Below are 21081 nucleotides of genomic sequence, written 5' to 3' on the forward strand. Positions count from 1 at the left end.
ATAAGTTGAGGTAGAGATATGAGACATCAAAAACATAAGTATAAACTAGGTGTAAGTCCTTCACATAGAGTTGCAATGGTTAAAAACCTTGCTTCTGAAGTTATCGATCATGGTATGATTAAAACTACTCTTACAAGAGCTAAAGCAATCAAGCCAGTTGTTGAAAAATTAGTAACTCTTTCAAAAAATGATACTGTTGCTAATAGAAGACTTGCATTCAAAAAACTTAATGATAAGAATGCTGTAAACAAGCTATTTACTGAGCTTGGGCCTAAATTCAAAGAAAGAAATGGTGGTTACACTAGAATCATGAGACTTTCTGAGAACAGAGTTGGTGACAATTCAAAAATGGCATACATTGCATTTGTTGATTAATTTTTAATTCGAATGAGATAGTATAAGCCCATCATATTAACGTATGATGGGTTTTTTTATTTAAACTTTTCCAATATATCTATGAGTACATCATCTAAAGTTTCTATTATTTTTATTATTGTTGCTATTACGCTGGGATATTCTATTTACCATAAGAGTAAAGTAGACTCTTATGTGGATGAAAGTCGTGATTATATTCTCAAATCACTACCTAGTGTTAAACTTGATAATTTTGCTGACAACTCCGAAGTTGAGCTTCAGGACTTAGCACGAAACTCTAATGGTTTAGTTGTTCATTTCTGGGGAACTTGGTGCGCTCCTTGTGAAGCCGAATTTCCAGAATTTGTTGAATTTGCGCGCAAGTTGGAAGAGAAAAACGTAAAAGTTGTTTTCATGGCCGTTAAAGATGATGACATGAAGATTAAAAAATTTCTAAAAAGATTCAATAACTTACCATCTAATTCACTTGTGATACATGATCAAGCAGGTATCTCTATGAGTAAGTTAGGTGTTGTAAAGGTTCCGGAGACTTTTGTCTTCAATTCTAAACTAGAGCATAGAATTATGTTTAAAGGTCCACAAGATTGGAAAATGGATTCATATTTCATACGTGTTCTTAGCTACTTAGGCGTAAAGTAAATTAATAATATTTCTTTGAATTCGTCTATTTTTTTATCATTCATAGTTAAGTTTTATTAAATTCTGCCGAAAAGTTTTACAGACTTTGCTTTGGCCTATCATTTTTTGTGCCAAAGAATTAAACATCGGAGAATAAAAATGATCAACTGGAATGAATTAAAAGGACTTCATGTTATTTCTAAGCTCGAAGAAGTAATTCATAAGTGGTTTGGTGTAGAAGTTTTCTATGCTGATAATCATTTTAAGATTAGAAGTTCACATACAGATAAGGATTATAATTTTAAAAACCTTTTCTTTGAGACTCAAATGTCACTTCCACACGGTTATGATTTTGTAACGGCCGATGTAGAACGATTTAGTGATGAACTAAGCCAATCAGGTGAAGTTGTGATGATCTTTGATTCATATTTCCCAGGTGTTAAAATGATGGGTACTAAGATTGAAATTGAAGGTGAGTACCACGGAACCGTATTTGCTTTTCCATTCTTAAAAAGTACATTTACAGAAGCTGAAGAAAAAGATCTTGTAACAGCACTAGTTGAGCATGGTGCTTCTCCAGAAGCAGCACAAGAATGTGTAAATGAGACAAGAAGATTATTCCCGAGAGAAATTGAATATTTAAAAGAATTAGTTGAACTAGTGGCCGGTGAAATTTCAACATTTCATCATGAAATATCTAAGCGTGAAGAAAGAATTCATATGCTTAATTCAGAGCTAGGTGAGAAATTTCGCTATCACAATATGATTGGTAAATCTAAGCAAATGCAAAGGATTTACTCGCTACTAGAACGTATTTCTACGAGTGAATCATCAGTTCTTATTCAAGGTGAAAACGGTACTGGTAAGGAACTTGTTGCTAAGGCAGTGCACTTTGCTTCTCCACGTAAAGACTCTCAGTTCTTGGCTGTGAACTGTTCTGCATTCAACGAAAACCTTCTTGATTCAGAATTATTTGGTCACGTTAAAGGATCATTTACAGGAGCACATAAAGAGAAATCTGGTTTATTTGAACTTGCAAATGGTGGAACACTATTTCTTGATGAAATTGGGGATACTTCACTTTCAATGCAGGTAAAACTTCTGCGTGTTCTTCAAGAAGGTACTTACCTTCCAGTAGGTGCAGATTCACCTAGAAGAACAGATGTTCGTATTATTGCGGCGACAAATAAAGACCTTAAAACAATGATGGCAAAAGGTGAGTTTAGAGAAGATCTTTACTATAGAATTAATGTTCTAAACGTAAACCTTCCACCTCTAAGAGATAGAAAAGAGGATATTCCTGTATTAATGGAGCACTTTCTTAAAAAGAAATGTGATGAGTCGGGTATGCCAATGAAATCATATTCTAAGAAGTGTATGGAGAAAATGCTAGACTATCCTTGGCCAGGTAACGTACGTCAACTTGAAAACGAAGTTGAGAGACTTGTAGTTCTTGCTGGTGATGATAAATCAATTACTCCAGATAACTTAAGCCCTCAAATCCTTGATCATGGTGCAGCTCCAGTTGAGTCAACTAGAGGTGTTAATACATCAGGAAAGCTTAAGGATGCACTAATGGAATTAGAGATTATTATGATTCGTGAAGGTCTTAAGAGATGTAACTTCAACAAGTCAAAACTTGCTAAAGAACTTGGGATGTCTAGGGCCAGCCTTATTATGAAAGTTGATAAGTATGGACTAGATAAGCGTGCGAAAGCAGGTAATGAATAGATAAATCACATCAAAATAAAAAGATAGACACTTTTAGGCCCTCTTCGAGGGCCTTTTTATTTATATTTCCATAATTTCAAATACTTAACCCCTCGAAAATAACGCAACGTGAATGGGCAAATTGTCTTTTAAGGGTGTAATATGCTCGGACAATTAATTACATAGAATCTCGAAAGAGAAATTGGTGGAGGGGATGTATGTCAACAACCAGTGAAAATATATTAGAGCAAAAAAGAGCTCTTTTAGTAGACAGAAGAATGCAGGCCGAGCTTGGTGGTGGTGAAGCGAGAATCGCTAAGCAACATGAGCAAGGTAAGTATACTGCAAGAGAAAGAATTGAAAGACTTGTTGATCCGGGTACTTTCATAGAGTTTGATAAGTTTGTTACACATCGTTGTGTGAACTTCGGAATGGAAAATAAGAAGTTTTACGGAGATGGTGTTGTTACAGGTATCGCAGAAATTAACGGACAGAAAATTGCGGTTTACTCTCAAGACTTTACTTGTTGGGGTGGAGCACTTGGTGAAGCTCATGCAAGAAAGATCTGTAAGATTATGGACTTCGCACTTGATAACAGAATTCCTGTAATTGGTATTCAAGATTCAGGTGGAGCTCGTATTCAAGAAGGTGTTGATGCACTTGGTGGATACGCTGAAATTTTCTACAGAAACGTAAAGGCTTCAGGTGTAATTCCTCAGATCTCATTAATCATGGGTCCTTCAGCAGGTGGAGCTGTTTATTCTCCAGCTGTAACTGACTTTATCTTCATGGTTGATAAGTCATCATACATGTTTGTTACGGGTCCAGATGTTATCAAGACTGTAACTCATGAAGAAGTAACAAAAGAAGACCTTGGTGGTGCAACAGCTCACTCAGAAAAGTCAGGTGTATGTCAGTTTAAGTGTAAAGACGAAGACGAAACATTTGAAAGAGTAAGAGAGTTAATGAGCTATATCCCGGCTTCTAACTTTAAAAAGCAAGCGCCTAAATATACTTCGGATCCAGTTTATAGAGATAACTCTAAACTAAAAGAAGTTGTACCAGGTAACCCTAAGAAGCCATACGATATGAAAGAAGTAATTCTTGATATCGTTGATGATGGGCACTTCTTAGAAGTACATAAAGATTATGCAAGAAATATCATCGTTGGTTTCGCATCAATTGGTGGAATTAAAATTGGTATCGTAGCAAATCAACCAGAAGTTCTAGCTGGTGTTCTTGATATCGATTCATCTTGTAAGGCTGCTCGTTTCATCAGATTCTGTGATGCTTTTGATATTCCTATTGTTTCACTTGTAGACGTTCCAGGTTTCTTACCAGGTACAGTTCAAGAGTACGGTGGGATCATTAAGCACGGATCTAAACTTCTATATGCATACGCAGAAGCGACAGTTCCTCTAATTACTTTAATTACAAGAAAGTCTTACGGTGGAGCTTATGACGTTATGGCATCTAAGCACATTCGTTCAGACGTAAACCTTGCTTATCCAACTGGTGAAATTGCAGTTATGGGAGCAGAAGGTGCAGTTAATATTGTATTTAGAAAAGAACTTCAAGGCCTTGAAGGTGAAGCTTATGATAAGAAGAAAGCTGAGCTAGTTGCAAATTATGAGAATAACTTTGCTAATCCATATGTTGCAGCTGAAAGAGGATATATTGATGCTGTTATTCTTCCTGAAGAAACAAGAAAGCGTCTATATGAATACCTAGTAGTTCTTAAAGATAAGAACGTTGACCGTCCAAAACGTAAACACGGGAATATTCAATTATGATGATCAGACAGCCAAAGAACATGGAAAGAAGAGTACTAATTGCTAACCGTGGAGAAATTGCTTCACGTGTTGCAAAAGCTTGTCGTGAGCTTGGGCATACTGCGATTGGTATTTACACAGATAATGAACCACAAGGGACTCACTTACAATTTTGTGATGAATGGGTATACCTTCCAGGAAATACAAACGCTGAGACATACCTTAATGTTGAAAAGCTTGTAGCTCTTGCAAAAGAAGTAAAAGCCGATGGTGTACACCCAGGTTACGGTTTTCTTTCTGAAAATAGAGATTTTGCAAATGCTCTATCTGATGCAGGTATTACTTTTATTGGTCCACACGTTGAGGCCATTAGAGTTATGGGTGATAAGGCAACATCTAAGAAGCTAGCAAATGATGCTGGTGTTCCTACTGTTCCAGGTACAGATCACGCTGTTCCAACTGTTGATGAAGCGGTTGAGATTGCAAGTAGAATTGGTTATCCAGTTCTACTAAAAGCTGTTGCCGGTGGTGGTGGACGTGGTATGCGTGCATGTAAAGATGAAGCTGAAGTACGTGCTCAGTTTGAAGCCGTAGGACGTGAGTCTATGGCAGCTTTCAATAACGGAGATCTTTTAGTTGAGAAACTAATTGTTAACCCTCGTCACATTGAAGTTCAGATTCTTGCAGATAAGAAAGGTAATACTTTCCACTTTTTTGAAAGAGAGTGTTCGGTACAAAGAAGACACCAGAAGATTATTGAAGAAGCACCATCTCCATTTATTGGAACTGATGAAGAACTTCGTCAAAGTGTTTGTGAAACGGCAGTTAAGCTTGCTAAGGCAGTAAACTATGACTCAGCAGGAACAGTTGAATTCATCATGGGTGAAGATAAGCAATTTTACTTCCTAGAAATGAATACACGTATTCAAGTTGAACACCCAATCACTGAAGAAATCACAGGAATGGATCTTATTGTTTGTATGATCCAAGCTGCTTTTGGTGATGAGTTAGGTATTCCTTCTCAAGAATTCATCAGAAGGTCAGGACATGCAATTGAGTGTCGTATTTGTGCCGAAGATCCAATTACAATGCTTCCAGCTCCAGGTCTTGTTACAGGTTTTGAAACAAACTTCCCACAAGGAACACGTTTTGATCACTGTCTATACAAAGGACTTGAGGTAACACCTGATTTCGACCCAATGGTTGGAAAGTTAGTTTGTAAGGGAATTGTTCGTGATGTTGCTGTTAGAAAAATGAATGCAGCTCTTGATGGATTATTCATTGAAGGACTTAAGACAAACCTTCCTCTGCTAAAAGAAATTATGACAGAGAAGAACTTTGTTGAAGGTCACTACTCAACAGCTTATATTGGTGAAATAGCACCTCAGAACAACGTGAAGACAGACCTAGATCATATTAAACTTTATACGATCATTGCTGGTTCTGAAGCACGTAGGATGGGTATCTAAGATGAGAACATATTTAATTAATGATAATGAAGAAGTAATCGTTGATTTAACAAGAACTAAAGTTCACGATCACAGCTTAGTTGAGTTTGATTTTTCTACATTAAAAGAAGGCGAAAGAAACCTTCATGAAACGATGTGGTTAAGAAAGCTCTGTGGCCAATACTTTATCTCTAAGGATAATAAAACTTGGAAAAAGATCCCAAGACAAGATCTTCCATCAAGAGTTGTGAATGTTGATAAGGTATACTCTTTATTTAGAGGATATAAGCCTTCTGGCTTAGGTGGAGCTGACGCTGGTGAGCTTCTTACTAAAATGCCAGGTAAAGTTGTTAAGATCAATGTTGAAGTTGGTCAACCTGTTAAGGCCGGTGAAACTCTAATTATTCTTGAGGCCATGAAAATGGAGAATGAGATTAAGAGTGGAATTGATGGTACAGTTAAAGCAATTCACGTTAAAGAAGGGGACGCATTAGAAGAAAACGTCCTCATGTTAGAAGTAGAAGCATAGGACGCAAGTCAAGGAGAGCAAATGTCTTTTAATAATGGACAAGCACCAAGGAATGACTTCGAAAAAATGAAACAAGATTTAGATAAGGGGCTCAAGTTACTTGGCCCCTTTTTTGTATTTATTGTTTTAGTAATTTTCGGATACACATCTTTTTATACTGTTGAGCCTGACGAAGAGGCCGTGGTAATTCGTCTGGGGAAGTATATTAATACTAATACTCCAGGTCTTCATTTTAAAATTCCATTTGGAATAGATGAAGTTATCAAGGTTAAGGTTAAAACAGTTCTTCAAGAAGAATTTGGATTTAGAACAAAGAGCACAAGATCTCGTCGTTCGTCTTACTCAGGTGACAATTTTGATAATGAATCTCTCATGTTAACGGGGGATTTAAATGTTGCCTCAGTTGAGTGGGCAGTACAATATCAAGTAAGAGATCCATTTAAGTTTATTTTTCAAACAAGTGAACCAGTTAGAAATATTCGTGACATTTCAGAATCAATTATGAGGAGAGTTGTCGGGGATAGATCTGTAACAGATGTATTAACTGTTGGAAAGGTTGAAATTGAAGCTGATGCAAAGGTTTTAATGCAAGAAGTGATTGATAAATATGATATGGGAGTTTCAATTATTTCGGTAAAACTTCAAGATGTTAATCCACCTCAAGTTGTTAAGGCTTCATTTAATGAAGTTAACGAAGCAAAACAAGAACAAGAAAAGGCCATTAACGAAGCAGAGGGTGCTTATAATAAGGTTATTCCTGAAGCACGTGGTAAGGCCGAGAAAATGGTTTCTGAAGCCGAAGGTTATGCTGCTGCACTTGTGAACCGTGCAGAAGGGGATGTTGCGAAATTTAAGGAAATTCTTAAAGAATATCGTCGCGCTCCAAAAATTACAAAGAAACGCCTTTATATTGAAGCAATGGAAGGGCTTTATAAGAAGTACGATAATCTTACGATTATTGATCCAAAGGTTAAGGGACTTCTGCCGATTTACAACCAAGGAGCTAAGAAATGAATAAAGTTGTAACTCTGATTGTTGTTGTTTTTATCGGTTTAATTTTAGGAAAGCAGTCACTTTTTATTGTTAGTGAAGGTCGACAAGCAATTATCACTGAATTTGGTAAACCCGTTGGTAAGCCGATAACAGATGCAGGTCTTCATTATAAGAAACCTTTTGTTCAAGATGTACGCTTTGTTGATAAGCGAATTCTTAGCTGGGATGGTTTTCCAAATCAGATACCTACAAAAGATAAGAAATTCATTAAAGTAGATACAACGGCAAGATTTAAAATTATCGATGCTCTTAAATTTATCCAAACTGTACGTAATACTGAAGGTGCAAAAAAGAGAATTGATACGATCTTAGACTCAGCAACAAGAAATGTAATTTCATCTCATGATCTTGTTGAGGCCGTACGTAATTCTAATGCAATTATTGAAAAGTTAAATACTACTAAAGTTGATGTTAACGAAATTGAAGAAGAAATAACTGGTGATATTGAAGATGTAAACGTTGGTAGAGAAAAATTATCTCAACTAATTGTAAGTAAAGCCGATGGAGAGTTAGAACAATTTGGTATTCAACTTATTGATGTACAATTAAGACGCATTTCTTATGAAAAGTCAGTAGAACGTAAAGTATACGAAAGAATGATTTCAGAACGTCAGAGAATTGCACAAAAGATTAGATCAATCGGAGAAGGTGAAAAGGCCAAGATTGAAGGACGTTTAGTAAAAGATTTACAAACAATTCAATCAGAAGGTTATAAGAAGTCACAATTGATTAAAGGTCGTGCGGAAGCAAAGGCTTCAGCAGTTTATGCGAAGGCTTTCTCTCAAGATCCTAGCTTTTTTGAGTTTGTAAGATCTCTTGAGGCATATAAGACTTCAATTAAAGGTAAGACTAAGTTTATAATTTCTAATGATAACGAATTTTTAAAATATTTGAGGTAAGCATTGATTGAATATGTAATTGCTGAAAATCCAGATGATCGCGTATTACAAAAAGTTTCACAGGCTCTTAATAATGGAGAGCTTGTGTGCTTACCAACTGATACGAGTTGGGTCGTTATCGCATCTCCTTTTAGTAAAAAAGGAATTGAAAGAATTTATAAATATAAGAATGCTCCAAAATTAAAAGCATTTTCACTCTTATGTGATTCTATATCGATGGCCTCTGATGTGGCCAATATTGATGATGGTGTTTTTCGCTATATTAAGCGAATTATTCCAGGTCACTATACGTTTATATTTAATGCCAATAAGAAAATTACTAAGGCCGTTGCTGCAAACAAAACTGATCACGAAGTAGGGATCCGCTTTGTTCCATCTACTCTTATTAGTCGACTACTTGATATACATGGAGAGCCAGTTTTATCGAGCAATATTGATTTAGATAAGTTTACGCCATCTCTCTCTTCTTATGATGATTTATACTCATATATGATTGAAGAATCATTGGCCGGAATTATTTCACTCATTGTTGACCCAGGAGAGCATGAGTTTGTAGGCTCATCAACAATTGTAGACTTCACTAATGGTGAAGCGGATGTCATTAGACAAGGCGCAGGCATCCTTTAAGTTACATAAATATTTATAGTTAAACTTTGGAAATCAAAAAGTTAGTTTATTATTTGCTAAATAAGATTTGAATTAATTTATTTGCAGCACTAAGAGGTGTTTCAACTTCATTTAAGATATTGTCATTTAGCTTTGTCCATTCTGACTGAAGAGATGGGTTGGCCCTAACCTTATTTTCAAGTAATTCATTAAATAGTTTCTTAAGCCAGTCTTGATTCTGTCTTTTACGTTTTAGCTGAATTTTTTCTTGGTTTTCTTGGTAGATTTTTTCAATTAATTCCCAATATTCTGTTACGCCTTTATTCTCTAAGGCGGAGGACATCATTACATTTGCGCCGATTTTTTGCTCTGTTTTAATCACGCCAAGAGCTGACTTATATTGAACCATTGTATCGTGTGCTTTTTGTTTATTATCACCATCTGCTTTATTGATAACGATATTGTCACAGAGTTCAATAATACCCTTTTTTATTCCTTGAAGTTCATCACCTCCACCTGGAAGTAGAAGTACTGTGAATAAGTCCACAATATTTGCAACATCATACTCGGACTGACCGACACCAACTGTCTCAATAAGTACAACATCATAGCCTGCAGCTTCACAGGCAAGCATGACTTCTCTCGTCTTTAGAGCTACTCCACCAAGGTTTCCAGATGAAGGAGTAGGGCGAATAAAAGCATTTTTTTCTTGGGCCAGCTTCTCCATTCGAGTTTTGTCACCTAGAAGGCTTCCTCCACTTAGGGGAGAGCTAGGGTCAATGGCCAGGACTGCAACCTTTAGCCCCTTGTCAATTAAATGAAGTCCCAGGGATTCGATAAATGTCGACTTACCAACCCCTGGTGTTCCAGAAATACCAATACGAATAGAATCTCCAGTTAATGGAAGAATCTCGTTTAATAATGATTGAGCTTCTTTTTGATGCTCGCTCTTCTTACTTTCGATTAGAGTGATGAATTTAGAAAGTGATCTAATATTTCCACTTTTTAATTTCTGGATATCTATTTGCATTACTTTTGGGCCTCTTTGATTTTAGTAATTACATCTTTTGCGGCTTCAGCAATCGTAGTTCCTGGCCCATAGATACCTTTAACACCAGCTTCATATAAGAAGTCGTAGTCTTTTCTAGGGATTACTCCTCCAGCAACAACGATGATATCTTCAGCATCAAGTTTTTTAAGCTCTGCAATTAGTTCTGGAATAAGAGTCTTATGTCCGGCCGCAAGTGAAGATGCTCCAACGACGTGTACATCATTTTCTACTGCTTGCTTTGCGACTTCTTCAGGAGTTGAGAAAAGTGGAGAAAGGTCAACATCAAAACCTACATCGGCATAAGCTGTTGCGACAACTTTTGCTCCTCGGTCATGTCCATCTTGTCCCATTTTTGCAACTAAGATTCTCGGACGACGTCCAAAATCTTTTTCGAATTGGTCAATATCATTCTTAATACTCATCCATTCCTCATCACTTTCAAATGATTTACCGTAAACACCTGAAACAGTTTTAGTATTTGCATTGTAGCGTCCCCACTCTTTCTCGAGAGCGTAAGTTATTTCCCCAACACTACAGCGGGCTTCCATTGCTTCAACCGCAAGCTCTAGGCCGTTTCCATTACCAGTTTTAGCATAGTACTCAAGCTTGGCCATGCATTCACTAACTTTTGCTTCATCTCGTGATTCACGAATTTCTTCAAGTCTCTTGATTTGCTCGTTAAGCACTTGAACATTATCGATTTCAAGAACTTCAACATGGTCTTCTTTTGTAGGTTTGTATTTATTAACCCCTACAATTACATCTTCGCCGCGATCAATACGTGCTTGCTTTAGTGCTGCAGATTCTTCAATCTTAAGTTTTGGAAGTCCCGTTTCGATTGCTTTGGCCATGCCACCAGCTTCTTGAATTTCCTTGATTAGGTCACGTGCTTTATCAGCAATCTCTTTTGTTAGAGTCTCCATCATATATGAACCACCCCAAGGATCAACTGTATTGGTAATACCAGTTTCTTCTTGGAGGATGATTTGAGTATTTCTTGCAATACGAGCTGAGAATTCTGTCGGAAGCGCTATTGCTTCATCAAAAGAGTTTGTGTGAAGAGATTGAGTTCCACCGAATACAGCGGCCATTGCTTCAATTGTTGTACGAATAATATTATTATATGGATCTTGTTCCGTTAGAGACCAACCAGAAGTCTGACAGTGAGTACGTAACATCTTAGATTTAATATTCTTTGGTTCATACTCTTCTACGATTTCTGACCATAGAAGTCTTGCGGCACGAAGCTTTGCAATTTCCATATAGAAGTTCATCCCAATACCAAAGAAGAATGAAAGTCTTGGAGCAAATTGATCAATCTGCATCCCTGCCTTAATTGCAGTATCAATATATTCTTTTCCATCTGCAAGTGTATAGGCAAGCTCTAGGGCGGCGTCAGCACCAGCTTCTTGAATGTGGTAACCAGAAATCGAGATTGAGTTAAACTTTGGCATATTATTCGAAGTATATTCAAAAATATCTGCGATAACTTTCATTGAAGGGGCCGGAGGGAAGATATAAGTATTTCTTACCATAAACTCTTTTAGAATATCGTTTTGAATAGTTCCTGAAAGTTGGTCAAGAGATACACCTTGTTCCTTTGCTGCAACGATATATCCTGCTAGTACTGGAAGAACGGCACCGTTCATTGTCATCGATACCGATACCTTATCTAGTGGAATGCCATCAAAGAGAACTTTCATATCTTCAACAGTATCAATGGCCACACCAGCTTTACCAACATCACCTTTTACTCGCGGGTGATCTGAGTCATAACCTCTGTGTGTTGCAAGATCGAAGGCAACTGAGACACCTTGTCCACCTGCGGCCAGTGCTTTCTTATAAAAATCATTCGATTCTTTAGCTGTTGAAAATCCAGCGTATTGACGAATCGTCCACGGACGACCTGTATACATCGTTGCTCTAGGCCCTCTGATAAATGGGTCCATTCCAGGCATCGTGTCTGTAAGGTTATTATTTTCAATATCTGCTTTCGTATAAAGGGCCTTCATCTCAATTCCTTCCGGAGTTTGAGTTACTTTAATCCCTTTTCCTCTTGATTCTTTTTCTGCTAGTTCTTTCCAAGTATCTAACTTACTCATTTATTCTCCTTCAAACCATTTTACTACAACGTGATCAATGCCTGCTCTTTGGGCAGCTTCGATTCCTGTAGGTGAGTCTTCAAAAATTAGACATTCATGTGTTTGAGCTTTAAAAAATTCCTGGGCCAATAAATATGGAGCAGGATTAGGCTTTGAATAATCTACTTCTCTATCTGTAATAATTTTTTCAAAGTAACTATCTAATTCACAATGTTTTAAGATTGGATGAGTCACTTCATATTGACTTGCTGTCACAAGTGCAAGTCGAGCACCACTATCTCTTAAGCGTTTTAGTAGCTCCTGAATATTTCTATGTCTTATATTACTTGCGTCGGACTGGCCAATGAGTTCAACCAATGCTTCATTTTTCCTTATGAGATATTCTTCTAGGCTATTAAGGGCCAGTGCTTCTTGAATCATTGGAAAAACCTCGCCATCAGACATGCCATAGGTTTCTTCCATTGTTGGTATTTTCTTTCCATTACACAGAGATTTAACAACTTCATAGTGAAGAGGCTCACTATTTAGGATTGTTCCATCCATATCAAAGAAGATATAAGGTCTTGTTTTTGCAATGGCCAAAATTTCATCAATAACAGTGCTATCTAAAACACTGAAATTACTAAGCTTATTTCCGATCGAATTCATTCCAACTTTATACCATAAAAACCTAGGAATTTGTTTCGTTGTTGTTTTGCGTCATGAGATTAAGTTATAATTTATAGATACGGAGGAGATTGTGAAGAAACATACGACCAACATTTCTCTTGAACCTTCACTGCAGGCTTATTTCTATGATGAACTGCATCGTATAAATCTTAAAAGGCAAAACCCTTTACCTCAGTTATCTATCTTTTATTCTTCCTTAGTGATGGATAAGTTTGGACTTTCTCAACACTATTTCGAAGAACAAAAAGATGGAAGATTAAAAGAGAAGACGCTTGGGCTAAAGCTCTTACAAACTGAGCACTTAAGTGAACGTGAAAAGAAAAGAGAATTACGCGATATTGCAGATACAGCATTATTTCTATGTGGATATTTTTCTAATTCAGTTAATGAGAAGATTATTGATTTAGGATACTACTGTGAAATTGGTAAAACTGCATATCAAAAACTCGACTGTTATCAACATACGTTTTACGACTTTGATGGTTTCTTCAAGGAGCTCGCTTCGCAGTTTTATGACATCACAAATTTGATGAGTTTACTGCAAAGCGATTGCTACTTAAATGAAGAACAATACTTGCTCTTTACTAAGGATGTATCGTAGTTGGGATACTATTATCGATAGTTTTTCCAACAGTAATTGTTATCCAATTTTGTTTTAAAACTTTCTTGATGATTTTTTGAAAGTCTTCATATTTAAAGTTTCTAATTTCTTCATTTGATTTATAGAAGTAATCAACGCCAAGGCCATGAAGAGCAGGAACAGAGTAGACATTTGCGTAGTCATCATTAACTTGTAGATTAAGTTGATTTTGTCCATCAATCATCATCTTGATGCGATCAAAGTCCGATTTAGAAAGACCTTCTTTTTGGAGTTTAGATAAGATGGAATTGATAGCAGTGATTGCTTCAACTGTTTTATCATGACCGCTGGCCATGTAAATTCCCCAGTATCCAGCTTCGAGGGCATTCATATGAATTGGCTGAGCAACATAACAAAGTCCTTTACGATCTCTAACATCCACAAAGAGTTCTGATGATTGGCCAGATAGGTGAGTTGTTAACATCTTGAAAACAACGTTTTCTTTGGCAGTAAGTTTTTTTGTTTGAGTCGCAATTAGAATTTGAGTTTGTTCACGATCAAAATCAATATGTTTTTCAACCGTCTTAATAGGAACAACTTTCTTCGCTTCCTTCTTCTTTCCTTTCCTTGGCCTTAGCCCTTCAAAGTAGAATTCTACTTTCTCTTTTACTTCATCTAGTGGAAGGTCTCCACAGAAAGTGACAAGCATCTCTTTCGTTTTTAAGTTCTTTTCATGAAGCTTTGCAAGGTCTTCTTTTTTTATTGATTTTACTGATTTTTCAGTACCGATAGTAGAAAAGGCATAAGGGTGACCTTTAAATAATAAATTTGTTGCCTCGTTAAAGCAGTGTCTTGTTGGATCTGACTTATTTGCCTCAATCGTTCTAAATATTAATTTCTTTTCATGAGCAAGGAATTTAGCTTGAAATGAAGGAGAAATTAGTGACTTGAAAAAGTGTTTTGAGAGGTCAGAAAAGTATTCACTTTGACCATGCATCGTCATTCCGTATGCGTTCTTTCCTGAAAAGTTATTGAACATTGTCGACTTATTGTCGAGATCTAGCTTTAGCTTCTCATAGCTAAGGCCTTTGTATCCCTTTGTCAGTTGAGAGCTCATTAGACTATAGATACCATTTGTTTTAGTGGATTCATCAGCAAGCCCACCTTTTAAGTAAGCGTGCATCACAAATGTAGGTGTAATAGCGTTATAGCGATAAAGTAGCTTGATTCCCGGTTTGATTTCAACAATTTGAGTAGCCGGGTCATACTTGGATTTTGTCGCTTTTATTGTTTGTTCTTTTTGGTTCTTCTTAAGCTTTGCAATTTTGTTCTTAAACTCCACTAGCTTTGGTTTAAAGTCTTGTGGCCTTAAGTCATTTGGAATTTGTAAACTTAAGTGAAGTGAGCGTCCAAAAATATCTGAGTACTTTTTATTAACCTCTTTAAGGCTAGTTTTTTTAATCTTGTTTATGAACTCTTGCTCTATTTCAAGGTCCTTAGCTCCTGCGTAGCTACTTCCTAGAGAGAAGGCATAGGACTCTAAAGATTCTTTCTCATAAATTTTAGCCGCCACATATTGGTTTTTAATTTTTTTAATATCATTTTCTTTTAGGCCAACAGTTGTAGCTTCTGAGATTGTCTTCTCTAGCTCATGCATAACTTTTTGGTAATTCTCTTTTGGGAAGTTGATTCTCAAGAAATGAATTCCTCCATCAGCAAAGAACATCGATGAAGAAGTACAGTTATTTGCAATTGTATTATTTAAAACAAGGTTCTTATATAGTGGAGATGTTTCACCATATCCAAGGGCATTGTATGCGAGATCTTCTCCTGCAGCACCTTCTGACTTCATTGGAGGACATTCAATGGCCATTGTTAGTTGGCACATACGAACGTCTTTTTTATGTATTTCAATTGTAGACTTCTTATGGAGTGAAAAAGATGGTCTCTCTGAAAGCTTACCTTTTGGAAGCTCGTAACTTTCGATTGTTTTAATATATTTCTTTTTGTTTTTTAAATCACCAGCGACTACTAAGAATGCATTCGCATTATTGTAGTGGTTATTTCTGAACTCAATTAACTGTTTTTGTGTGAAGTTCTTAATTGTTTGTTCATTTCCAAGAATAGGGTGTGCATAGCCACCATTAAAAGACATTTCTTGTATTCTTTGAAAAGAAAATTGACCAGGATTATCTTGGCTACGACGATACTCTTCAAAAACTACTTCTCTTTCAGGAATGAGATCTTCTTGATTGAACATAGGGTTAGAAACCATATCCATGATGATATCAATTGATGTATTAAAGTAAGCAATTGGCGAGTTTATATAGTAGCAAGTGTAGTCAAAAGAAGTGAAGGCATTGACTTCTCCACCAAATGACTCAACATCGTGAGCGATTTTAGCTCCAGGTCTTTTTTGTGTACCTTTAAAGAACATATGCTCTAAGAAGTGTGCGATACCAAAATTTGATTCATCTTCTAGGGTTGATCCTGCACGAAACCAAATTTGTACAGATGCACTTGTATTTCCCGGAACATCAACAAAAATGACTTCCAAACCATTATTTAACTTTTCTATTTCATATTTCATTTACATTGCCTTTTAATTTTAGGTATTTGTTAATTATAGTCTGGGTTACAAAAAAATAATATGGAAGAAATAAAGTCGTTATATATCCATTTCCCGTTCTGTCGTCACCTCTGTAATTATTGTGACTTTTTTAAGTCAATTAAAGAGAACGATGGGCAACTCGATGATTTCGAAAGACTCTTTGCAGATATGTCTACAAAGCATAAGTCGATTCTAACTAGTCATGGCGCTACTCTTAAGGAGTTAGAGTCTCTCTATATTGGTGGAGGAACACCTAGTTTATGGGGAAGTCGTGGAGCATATTTCTTAAGAGATTGGTTGTCTGACAATAAGATTTCTTTGAATGAAAAATGTGAATTTACTCTTGAGGTAAATCCTGGGGCATGGACGGAAGAAACTTTGAGTAGTTGGCGAAGTATCGGAGCGAATCGCTATTCTTTAGGTGTTCAATCTCTAAACCCGAATTTCTTAAAAATTATTGACCGCGTCCACAATATTGATGACGTCCACGAAACATTAAAATACTTTAATAAAGGAAATTATAATTTCTCTGTGGACTTTATGATTGGCCTTCCATTTTCTAAAAAATTCAATCGCGATATTATAGCTGAGCTAACTGAAATTCTTACGTATAACCCAAGTCATATAAGTCTTTATATACTGACTGTACCAAAGCATTATAAGCACTATGATGAATTACCAGATGAAGAGTGGATAAGTGATGAATATATTAAAGTCGCTAACTTCCTTGCTATCAATGGTTTTAAACACTACGAAGTATCAAATTTTGCTAAAGCAGATAAAGCATCTATTCATAATTTAAATTATTGGAAGATGGAATCTGTGGCAGCAATTGGTCCTTCTGCAACAGGTTATATCAAGAATAATCGATATCGCTATAAGTGGAAAACTAAAGGCGCCGAAGTTGTCGAAGAGAATCTTAGTGAAGACGAATTTCAAATAGAACGGCTTTATATGAATTTACGCTCTAGTGTTGGCTTCCCCGTTAGAGATTTTTATTGGGGTGATCTTGATGAGCTTGTTCAGTCACTAAAGTCGCGTGGATTGGTCATGGCCAGACGTGATTATTTCTATTTAACGTCACGCGGCTTTCTTGTTCTAGACTCAATTATCGATGAAATATTTAAAATAAATAAGTAATTTCGGGGATTTGTGAAGTAAATTGAAAAAAAGTCATTGTGCAACGTTGACACTGGGCCAAAGAATACCATCTTTAGGATAGAGATAAATTTAAAGAGGTAGTTGAAATGTCTGAAACTCACGTTAATGAAGAAAATGAAAAAGAACTAGGGCCTGAAACTAATGCAGAAACTCAGGAAACTTCTCAAGTAGAAGATACGGAAACTGAAAATGAAGTTTCAGAAGAAATGAAAGAGTTAATGGAATTTAAAGACAAATTCTATTATGTAGCAGCTGAGATGGAAAATCTTAAAAGACGTCATGAAAAACAGCTTCAAGATCAAATTAAATTTGGGACTGAAAAAGTAATGATGGGCCTTTTAGATGTTGTTGATAACTTAGAAAGAACTCTTCAGGCGATTGAAAGTGATGAAGATGATAAGGTTAAAAATATTTACACTGGTGTAGATATGGTTAAAAACCAGTTTCTTGAAACACTTAAGTCAAATGGTTTAGAAAAAATTGAAACAGAAGGTAAGGTTTTTGATCCACACTTTCATGAAGCAATGGCCCAGATGCCAGCAGAAGGAAAAGAAGATCAAGAGATCGTGCAAACATATCAAAACGGTTACTCACTAAACGGTAGAGTGATTAGAGCAGCAAAAGTAGTAGTAGCAAAAAACTAATTATATAAAGGAGATTATAATGGGAAAAATTATTGGAATCGACTTAGGTACAACTAATTCATGTGTTGCCGTTCTTGAAAACGGTAAGTACAAAATCGTAGCAAACGCAGAAGGGCACAATACAACTCCATCTGTTATTGGTTTCGCCAACAACGGTGAAACTCTTGTAGGTCAAGTTGCAAAAAGACAAGCTGTAACAAATCCTTCAAAAACACTTTATGGTATTAAGAGACTTATTGGTCGTAAATTTAATACACCAGAAGCAAAGTCATTTGCTGACGTTGCTCCATTTGAAATTTTTGCAAATGACAATGGTGATGCATGGGTAAAGGTTGATGGGAAGGCAATGTCTCCTCAAGAGATCTCTGCAAAAGTTCTTCAAAAGCTTAAGAAAGCTGCAGAAGATTACTTAGGTGAAACAGTTACTGAAGCTGTAATTACAGTTCCAGCATATTTTAATGACTCTCAAAGACAAGCAACTAAAGATGCAGGTAAGATTGCAGGTCTTGAAGTAAAAAGAATTATCAACGAACCAACTGCTGCGGCACTTGCTTACGGACTAGAGTCTAAGCAAGATAAAAACATTGCAGTATTTGACCTTGGTGGTGGTACTTTTGATATCTCAATTCTTGAGATCACTTCAGATGGTGTATTCGAAGTAAAAGCAACTAACGGTGATACATTCCTTGGTGGTGAGAACTTTGATGAAAAAATCATTAACTTCCTTGCTGAAGAGTTCCTAAAATCAGACGGAATCGATTTAAGAAAAGACCAAATGGCACTTCAACGACTTAAAGAAGCTGCTGAAAAAGCTAAGCATGAGCTATCGAATGTTAACTCAACAGATGTTAACCTTCCATTCATCACTGCAGATGCTTCAGGTCCAAAACACTTAAACGTAAACCTTTCAAGAGCTAAGTTTGAATCTCTAATCGGTGATCACTTAACTGCACTTGCTAAGCCATGTCTAACTTGTCTTGAAGACTCTGGCCTTGAGAAGAGCGAAATCGATGAGGTAATTCTTGTTGGTGGTTCAACTCGTATTCCAGCTGTTCAAGAAAGAGTAAAAGAAATCTTTGGTAAAGAAGCTTCTAAAGGTGTTAACCCTGACGAAGTTGTAGCTGCAGGTGCTGCAATTCAAGGTGGTGTTTTAGCTGGTGACGTTAAAGACGTTCTACTACTAGACGTAACTCCACTAACTCTAGGGATCGAAACTCTAGGTGGTGTTATGACTCCACTAATTGAGAAAAACACAACTATTCCATCGAAGAAGTCACAAACTTTCTCAACTGCTGTTGATAACCAACCAGCTGTTACAATTCACGTATGCCAAGGTGAGCGTGAATTTGCTAAAGATAATAAGTCACTAGGACGTTTTGATCTAAGTGGTATTGCACCAGCTCCAAGAGGAGTGCCACAAATCGAAGTTACTTTTGATATTGATGCTAACGGTATCGTACATGTTTCGGCTGTAGACAAAGCAACTGGTAAATCTCAAGAGATTAAGATTACTGCTGGTTCAGGTCTTTCAGATGAAGAAATCGAAAGAATGGTACAAGAAGCAGAAGCTAACAAAGAAGCAGATAAGAAAGCACGTGAGATCGTTGATACTAGAAACAATCTAGATGCACTTATCCTAAGCTGTGAAAAAATGATCAAAGACAGTGCTGATAAAATCTCTGAAGACGATAAGTCTAAGTTAGAAGCAGCAATCAATGAAGCTAAAGGTAAGCTTCAGTCTGAGAACCTTGATGAATTAAAAGCAGCTCAAGAAGCTCTAACGAACGCTTCTCATGCAATCGCTCAGCAAATGTACCAACAGCCAGGTGCTGAAGCTGGTGCTCAGCAAGCTGGTCCAGAAGCAGATGCAGGTGCAAATGCGGGATCAAATAAGCAAGACGACGATGTTGTTGATGCTGACTTTAAAGAAGTTTAATTAAAAATATAGAATTGAAGGGAGCCCTGTGCTCCCTTTGTTCGTTAATAGAGAATTAAAAATATGAGTGATAAAAGAGATTATTACGATATTCTAGGTGTCGCAAAAGGTGCTGATAAAGCTGAAATTAAGAAGGCTTATCGCAAGATGGCCATGAAGTATCACCCTGACCGTAACCCTGATAACAAAGAAGCTGAGGCAAAGTTTAAAGAGGCTTCTGAAGCAGCAGAGATTTTACTAGATGATGGAAAACGTCAGCGCTATGACCAATTTGGACACGCTGGTGTAAATGGTCAAGCTGGTGGCTTTGGTGGCGGTGGCTTCCAAGGTGGATTTGGTGACTTCGGTGATTTAGGTGATATTTTTGGAGATATCTTTGGTGACATGATGGGCGGTGGTGGCCGTGGCCGTCGTGGAAGACGTCGCACAGGTGTTCCTGGTAATGACCTACAAATGACTGTTAGTGTTTCATTTGAAGAAGCAGCATTTGGTGCTAAAAAGAAAGTTTCAATTAACAAAGAAACAACTTGTGAACCATGCTCGGGCTCAGGTGCGAAGGCAGGGTCTGAACCAACGACATGTGATATGTGTCACGGAGCTGGTGAAGTTCGTCGCCAACAAGGTTTCTTCACTGTTGCTTCAACTTGTCCAAAATGTCAGGGTTCAGGAACAATGATCAAGGATCCATGTGGAACTTGTCATGGCCAAGGACGTAAGAAGAAAAAAGTTGAATTAGAGGTAACGATTCCTGCTGGAATTGACCATGGACAGCGTTTAAAACTTACTGGTGAAGGTGATGCTGGAGCACAAGGTGGACCTAATGGAGACCTTTATATTGTTGTGGATGTTAAGGAGCACGAAATCTTTAAGCGTGAAGGTTTCAATGTTCTCTATACTGTACCAATTAGCTTTTCACAAGCTGCCCTAGGTGCTGAGGTAGAAGTCCCAACTCTTGATGGTAAGGTTGTTGTAGATCTTCCTCCTGGTACTCAGTCTGGAAAGAAAATGAGACTTAAGGGGAAAGGGATTCAAAAGCTTGGTGGTTATGGAACAGGTGATGCAATTCTAACTGTTCATGTTGAGACACCGACTAAACTGTCTAAGGAGCACAAGGAATTACTTGAGCAACTTGCTAAGCTAGAAGGAAAGCAGTGTCATCCAATGAGTACTGGTTTTATCGATAAAGTTAAAGAATTATTTAGTTAATTCAATATATACGCGGGAGACTGAGTGAATCAGTCTCCTATGTTTATAAAATCCTAATATTTCTCCTATTTTCATCTATCTATATTTCAAATAAAATAGACCATACAAAAC

Annotated in this window: 18 protein-coding genes; 14 read left to right on the forward strand and 4 right to left on the reverse strand. The window is 36.9% G+C overall.

All coding sequences use genetic code 11. The features are described 5' to 3' along the window. Positions 1 to 18 precede the first annotated feature (18 nt). From rplQ to M902_RS00275, 9 genes are all read left to right on the forward strand, one after another. On the forward strand, positions 19 to 375 hold the full coding sequence (rplQ, locus tag M902_RS00235) for a 50S ribosomal protein L17 (RefSeq protein ID WP_021266273.1): 357 nt from the start codon (positions 19 to 21) through the stop codon (positions 373 to 375). A gap of 81 nt (positions 376 to 456) precedes the next feature. Next, positions 457 to 1014: a redoxin family protein gene (locus M902_RS00240; protein ID WP_040313634.1), complete on the forward strand. Its 558-nt coding sequence runs from the start codon at positions 457 to 459 to the stop codon at positions 1012 to 1014. A gap of 138 nt (positions 1015 to 1152) precedes the next feature. Next, on the forward strand, positions 1153 to 2724 hold the full coding sequence (locus M902_RS00245; RefSeq protein WP_021266469.1) for a sigma-54-dependent Fis family transcriptional regulator: 1572 nt from the start codon (positions 1153 to 1155) through the stop codon (positions 2722 to 2724). A 197-nt stretch (positions 2725 to 2921) separates the two neighbouring features. Then, positions 2922 to 4496 (forward strand): acyl-CoA carboxylase subunit beta, encoded by a 1575-nt coding sequence (locus M902_RS00250; RefSeq protein WP_021266137.1) that lies wholly within the window; start codon positions 2922 to 2924, stop codon positions 4494 to 4496. After that, entirely contained in the window at positions 4493 to 5944 is a 1452-nt protein-coding gene (locus M902_RS00255) for an acetyl/propionyl/methylcrotonyl-CoA carboxylase subunit alpha (RefSeq protein ID WP_021266037.1), read from the forward strand. Before M902_RS00250 ends, M902_RS00255 begins: the two co-directional genes overlap by 4 nt. A 1-nt stretch (position 5945) precedes the next feature. After that, positions 5946 to 6452 carry an acetyl-CoA carboxylase biotin carboxyl carrier protein subunit gene (locus M902_RS15570; protein WP_021266312.1) on the forward strand — a complete coding sequence of 169 codons (507 nt, stop codon included), beginning with the start codon at positions 5946 to 5948 and terminating at the stop codon, positions 6450 to 6452. 21 nt (positions 6453 to 6473) lie between these two features. Beyond that, on the forward strand, positions 6474 to 7466 hold the full coding sequence (gene hflK / locus M902_RS00265) for an FtsH protease activity modulator HflK (protein ID WP_021266388.1): 993 nt from the start codon (positions 6474 to 6476) through the stop codon (positions 7464 to 7466). Beyond that, positions 7463 to 8404: a protease modulator HflC gene (gene hflC, locus M902_RS00270; RefSeq protein WP_021266062.1), complete on the forward strand. Its 942-nt coding sequence runs from the start codon at positions 7463 to 7465 to the stop codon at positions 8402 to 8404. The genes hflK and hflC overlap by 4 nt, the downstream gene beginning before the upstream one ends. A gap of 3 nt (positions 8405 to 8407) precedes the next feature. Beyond that, positions 8408 to 9031 (forward strand): L-threonylcarbamoyladenylate synthase, encoded by a 624-nt coding sequence (locus M902_RS00275; RefSeq protein WP_021266170.1) that lies wholly within the window; start codon positions 8408 to 8410, stop codon positions 9029 to 9031. A 49-nt stretch (positions 9032 to 9080) separates the two neighbouring features. Here the strand turns inward: M902_RS00275 and meaB are convergent, their stop codons facing one another. The 3 genes from meaB to M902_RS00290 are packed head-to-tail and all read right to left on the reverse strand — an operon-like array spanning position 9081 to position 12811. After that, on the reverse strand, positions 9081 to 10040 hold the full coding sequence (gene meaB / locus M902_RS00280; RefSeq protein WP_021265877.1) for a methylmalonyl Co-A mutase-associated GTPase MeaB: 960 nt from the start codon (positions 10038 to 10040) through the stop codon (positions 9081 to 9083). Continuing rightward, on the reverse strand, positions 10040 to 12163 hold the full coding sequence (scpA, locus tag M902_RS00285; RefSeq protein ID WP_021266006.1) for a methylmalonyl-CoA mutase: 2124 nt from the start codon (positions 12161 to 12163) through the stop codon (positions 10040 to 10042). Before scpA ends, meaB begins: the two co-directional genes overlap by 1 nt. After that, a complete protein-coding gene (locus tag M902_RS00290; protein WP_021265788.1) occupies positions 12164 to 12811 on the reverse strand; it encodes an HAD family phosphatase in 648 nt (215 codons plus the stop codon). It abuts the gene before it with no gap. 220 nt (positions 12812 to 13031) lie between these two features. Here M902_RS00290 and M902_RS00295 point away from each other — a divergent pair, with 220 nt between their 5' ends. Further along, positions 13032 to 13433 carry a hypothetical protein gene (locus tag M902_RS00295; protein WP_156979673.1) on the forward strand — a complete coding sequence of 134 codons (402 nt, stop codon included), beginning with the start codon at positions 13032 to 13034 and terminating at the stop codon, positions 13431 to 13433. Here M902_RS00295 and M902_RS00300 read toward each other — a convergent pair. Next, positions 13417 to 16002 (reverse strand): pitrilysin family protein, encoded by a 2586-nt coding sequence (locus M902_RS00300; protein WP_021265895.1) that lies wholly within the window; start codon positions 16000 to 16002, stop codon positions 13417 to 13419. The two genes, M902_RS00295 and M902_RS00300, sit on opposite strands and share 17 nt — an antisense overlap. Positions 16003 to 16062: 60 nt before the next feature. On the opposite strand from M902_RS00300, the gene M902_RS00305 reads away from it, so the two are divergent. The 4 genes from M902_RS00305 (at position 16063) to dnaJ (ending at position 20970) form a co-directional block, all read left to right on the forward strand. Beyond that, complete coding sequence (locus tag M902_RS00305) at positions 16063 to 17163, forward strand: coproporphyrinogen-III oxidase family protein (RefSeq protein WP_021266302.1); 1101 nt, start codon at positions 16063 to 16065, stop codon at positions 17161 to 17163. Between the two features lie 107 nt (positions 17164 to 17270). Then, on the forward strand, positions 17271 to 17828 hold the full coding sequence (gene grpE, locus M902_RS00310; RefSeq protein ID WP_021266196.1) for a nucleotide exchange factor GrpE: 558 nt from the start codon (positions 17271 to 17273) through the stop codon (positions 17826 to 17828). Positions 17829 to 17847: 19 nt separating this feature from the next. Next, complete coding sequence (gene dnaK / locus M902_RS00315; protein ID WP_021266108.1) at positions 17848 to 19764, forward strand: molecular chaperone DnaK; 1917 nt, start codon at positions 17848 to 17850, stop codon at positions 19762 to 19764. Positions 19765 to 19827: 63 nt separating this feature from the next. Beyond that, positions 19828 to 20970, forward strand: a complete 1143-nt coding sequence (gene dnaJ / locus M902_RS00320; protein WP_021265959.1) for a molecular chaperone DnaJ — start codon at positions 19828 to 19830, stop codon at positions 20968 to 20970. Positions 20971 to 21081 lie beyond the last annotated feature (111 nt).

The organism is Bacteriovorax sp. BAL6_X, from assembly GCF_000443995.1.
In the GTDB taxonomy this organism is placed as follows: Bacteria; Bdellovibrionota; Bacteriovoracia; order Bacteriovoracales; family Bacteriovoracaceae; genus Halobacteriovorax_A.

Bases quoted from the DNA above. Each gene is read 5' to 3' on its own strand.
- rplQ (WP_021266273.1), top strand. From the start codon at position 19: ATGAGACATCAAAAACATAAGTATAAACTAGGTGTAAGTCCTTCACAT.
- M902_RS00240 (WP_040313634.1), top strand. From the start codon at position 457: ATGAGTACATCATCTAAAGTTTCTATTATTTTTATTATTGTTGCTATT.
- M902_RS00245 (WP_021266469.1), top strand. From the start codon at position 1,153: ATGATCAACTGGAATGAATTAAAAGGACTTCATGTTATTTCTAAGCTC.
- M902_RS00250 (WP_021266137.1), top strand. From the start codon at position 2,922: ATGTCAACAACCAGTGAAAATATATTAGAGCAAAAAAGAGCTCTTTTA.
- M902_RS00255 (WP_021266037.1), top strand. From the start codon at position 4,493: ATGATGATCAGACAGCCAAAGAACATGGAAAGAAGAGTACTAATTGCT.
- M902_RS15570 (WP_021266312.1), top strand. From the start codon at position 5,946: ATGAGAACATATTTAATTAATGATAATGAAGAAGTAATCGTTGATTTA.
- hflK (WP_021266388.1), top strand. From the start codon at position 6,474: ATGTCTTTTAATAATGGACAAGCACCAAGGAATGACTTCGAAAAAATG.
- hflC (WP_021266062.1), top strand. From the start codon at position 7,463: ATGAATAAAGTTGTAACTCTGATTGTTGTTGTTTTTATCGGTTTAATT.
- meaB (WP_021265877.1), bottom strand. From the start codon at position 10,040: ATGCAAATAGATATCCAGAAATTAAAAAGTGGAAATATTAGATCACTT.
- scpA (WP_021266006.1), bottom strand. From the start codon at position 12,163: ATGAGTAAGTTAGATACTTGGAAAGAACTAGCAGAAAAAGAATCAAGA.
- M902_RS00290 (WP_021265788.1), bottom strand. From the start codon at position 12,811: ATGAATTCGATCGGAAATAAGCTTAGTAATTTCAGTGTTTTAGATAGC.
- M902_RS00300 (WP_021265895.1), bottom strand. From the start codon at position 16,002: ATGAAATATGAAATAGAAAAGTTAAATAATGGTTTGGAAGTCATTTTT.
- M902_RS00305 (WP_021266302.1), top strand. From the start codon at position 16,063: ATGGAAGAAATAAAGTCGTTATATATCCATTTCCCGTTCTGTCGTCAC.
- grpE (WP_021266196.1), top strand. From the start codon at position 17,271: ATGTCTGAAACTCACGTTAATGAAGAAAATGAAAAAGAACTAGGGCCT.
- dnaK (WP_021266108.1), top strand. From the start codon at position 17,848: ATGGGAAAAATTATTGGAATCGACTTAGGTACAACTAATTCATGTGTT.
- dnaJ (WP_021265959.1), top strand. From the start codon at position 19,828: ATGAGTGATAAAAGAGATTATTACGATATTCTAGGTGTCGCAAAAGGT.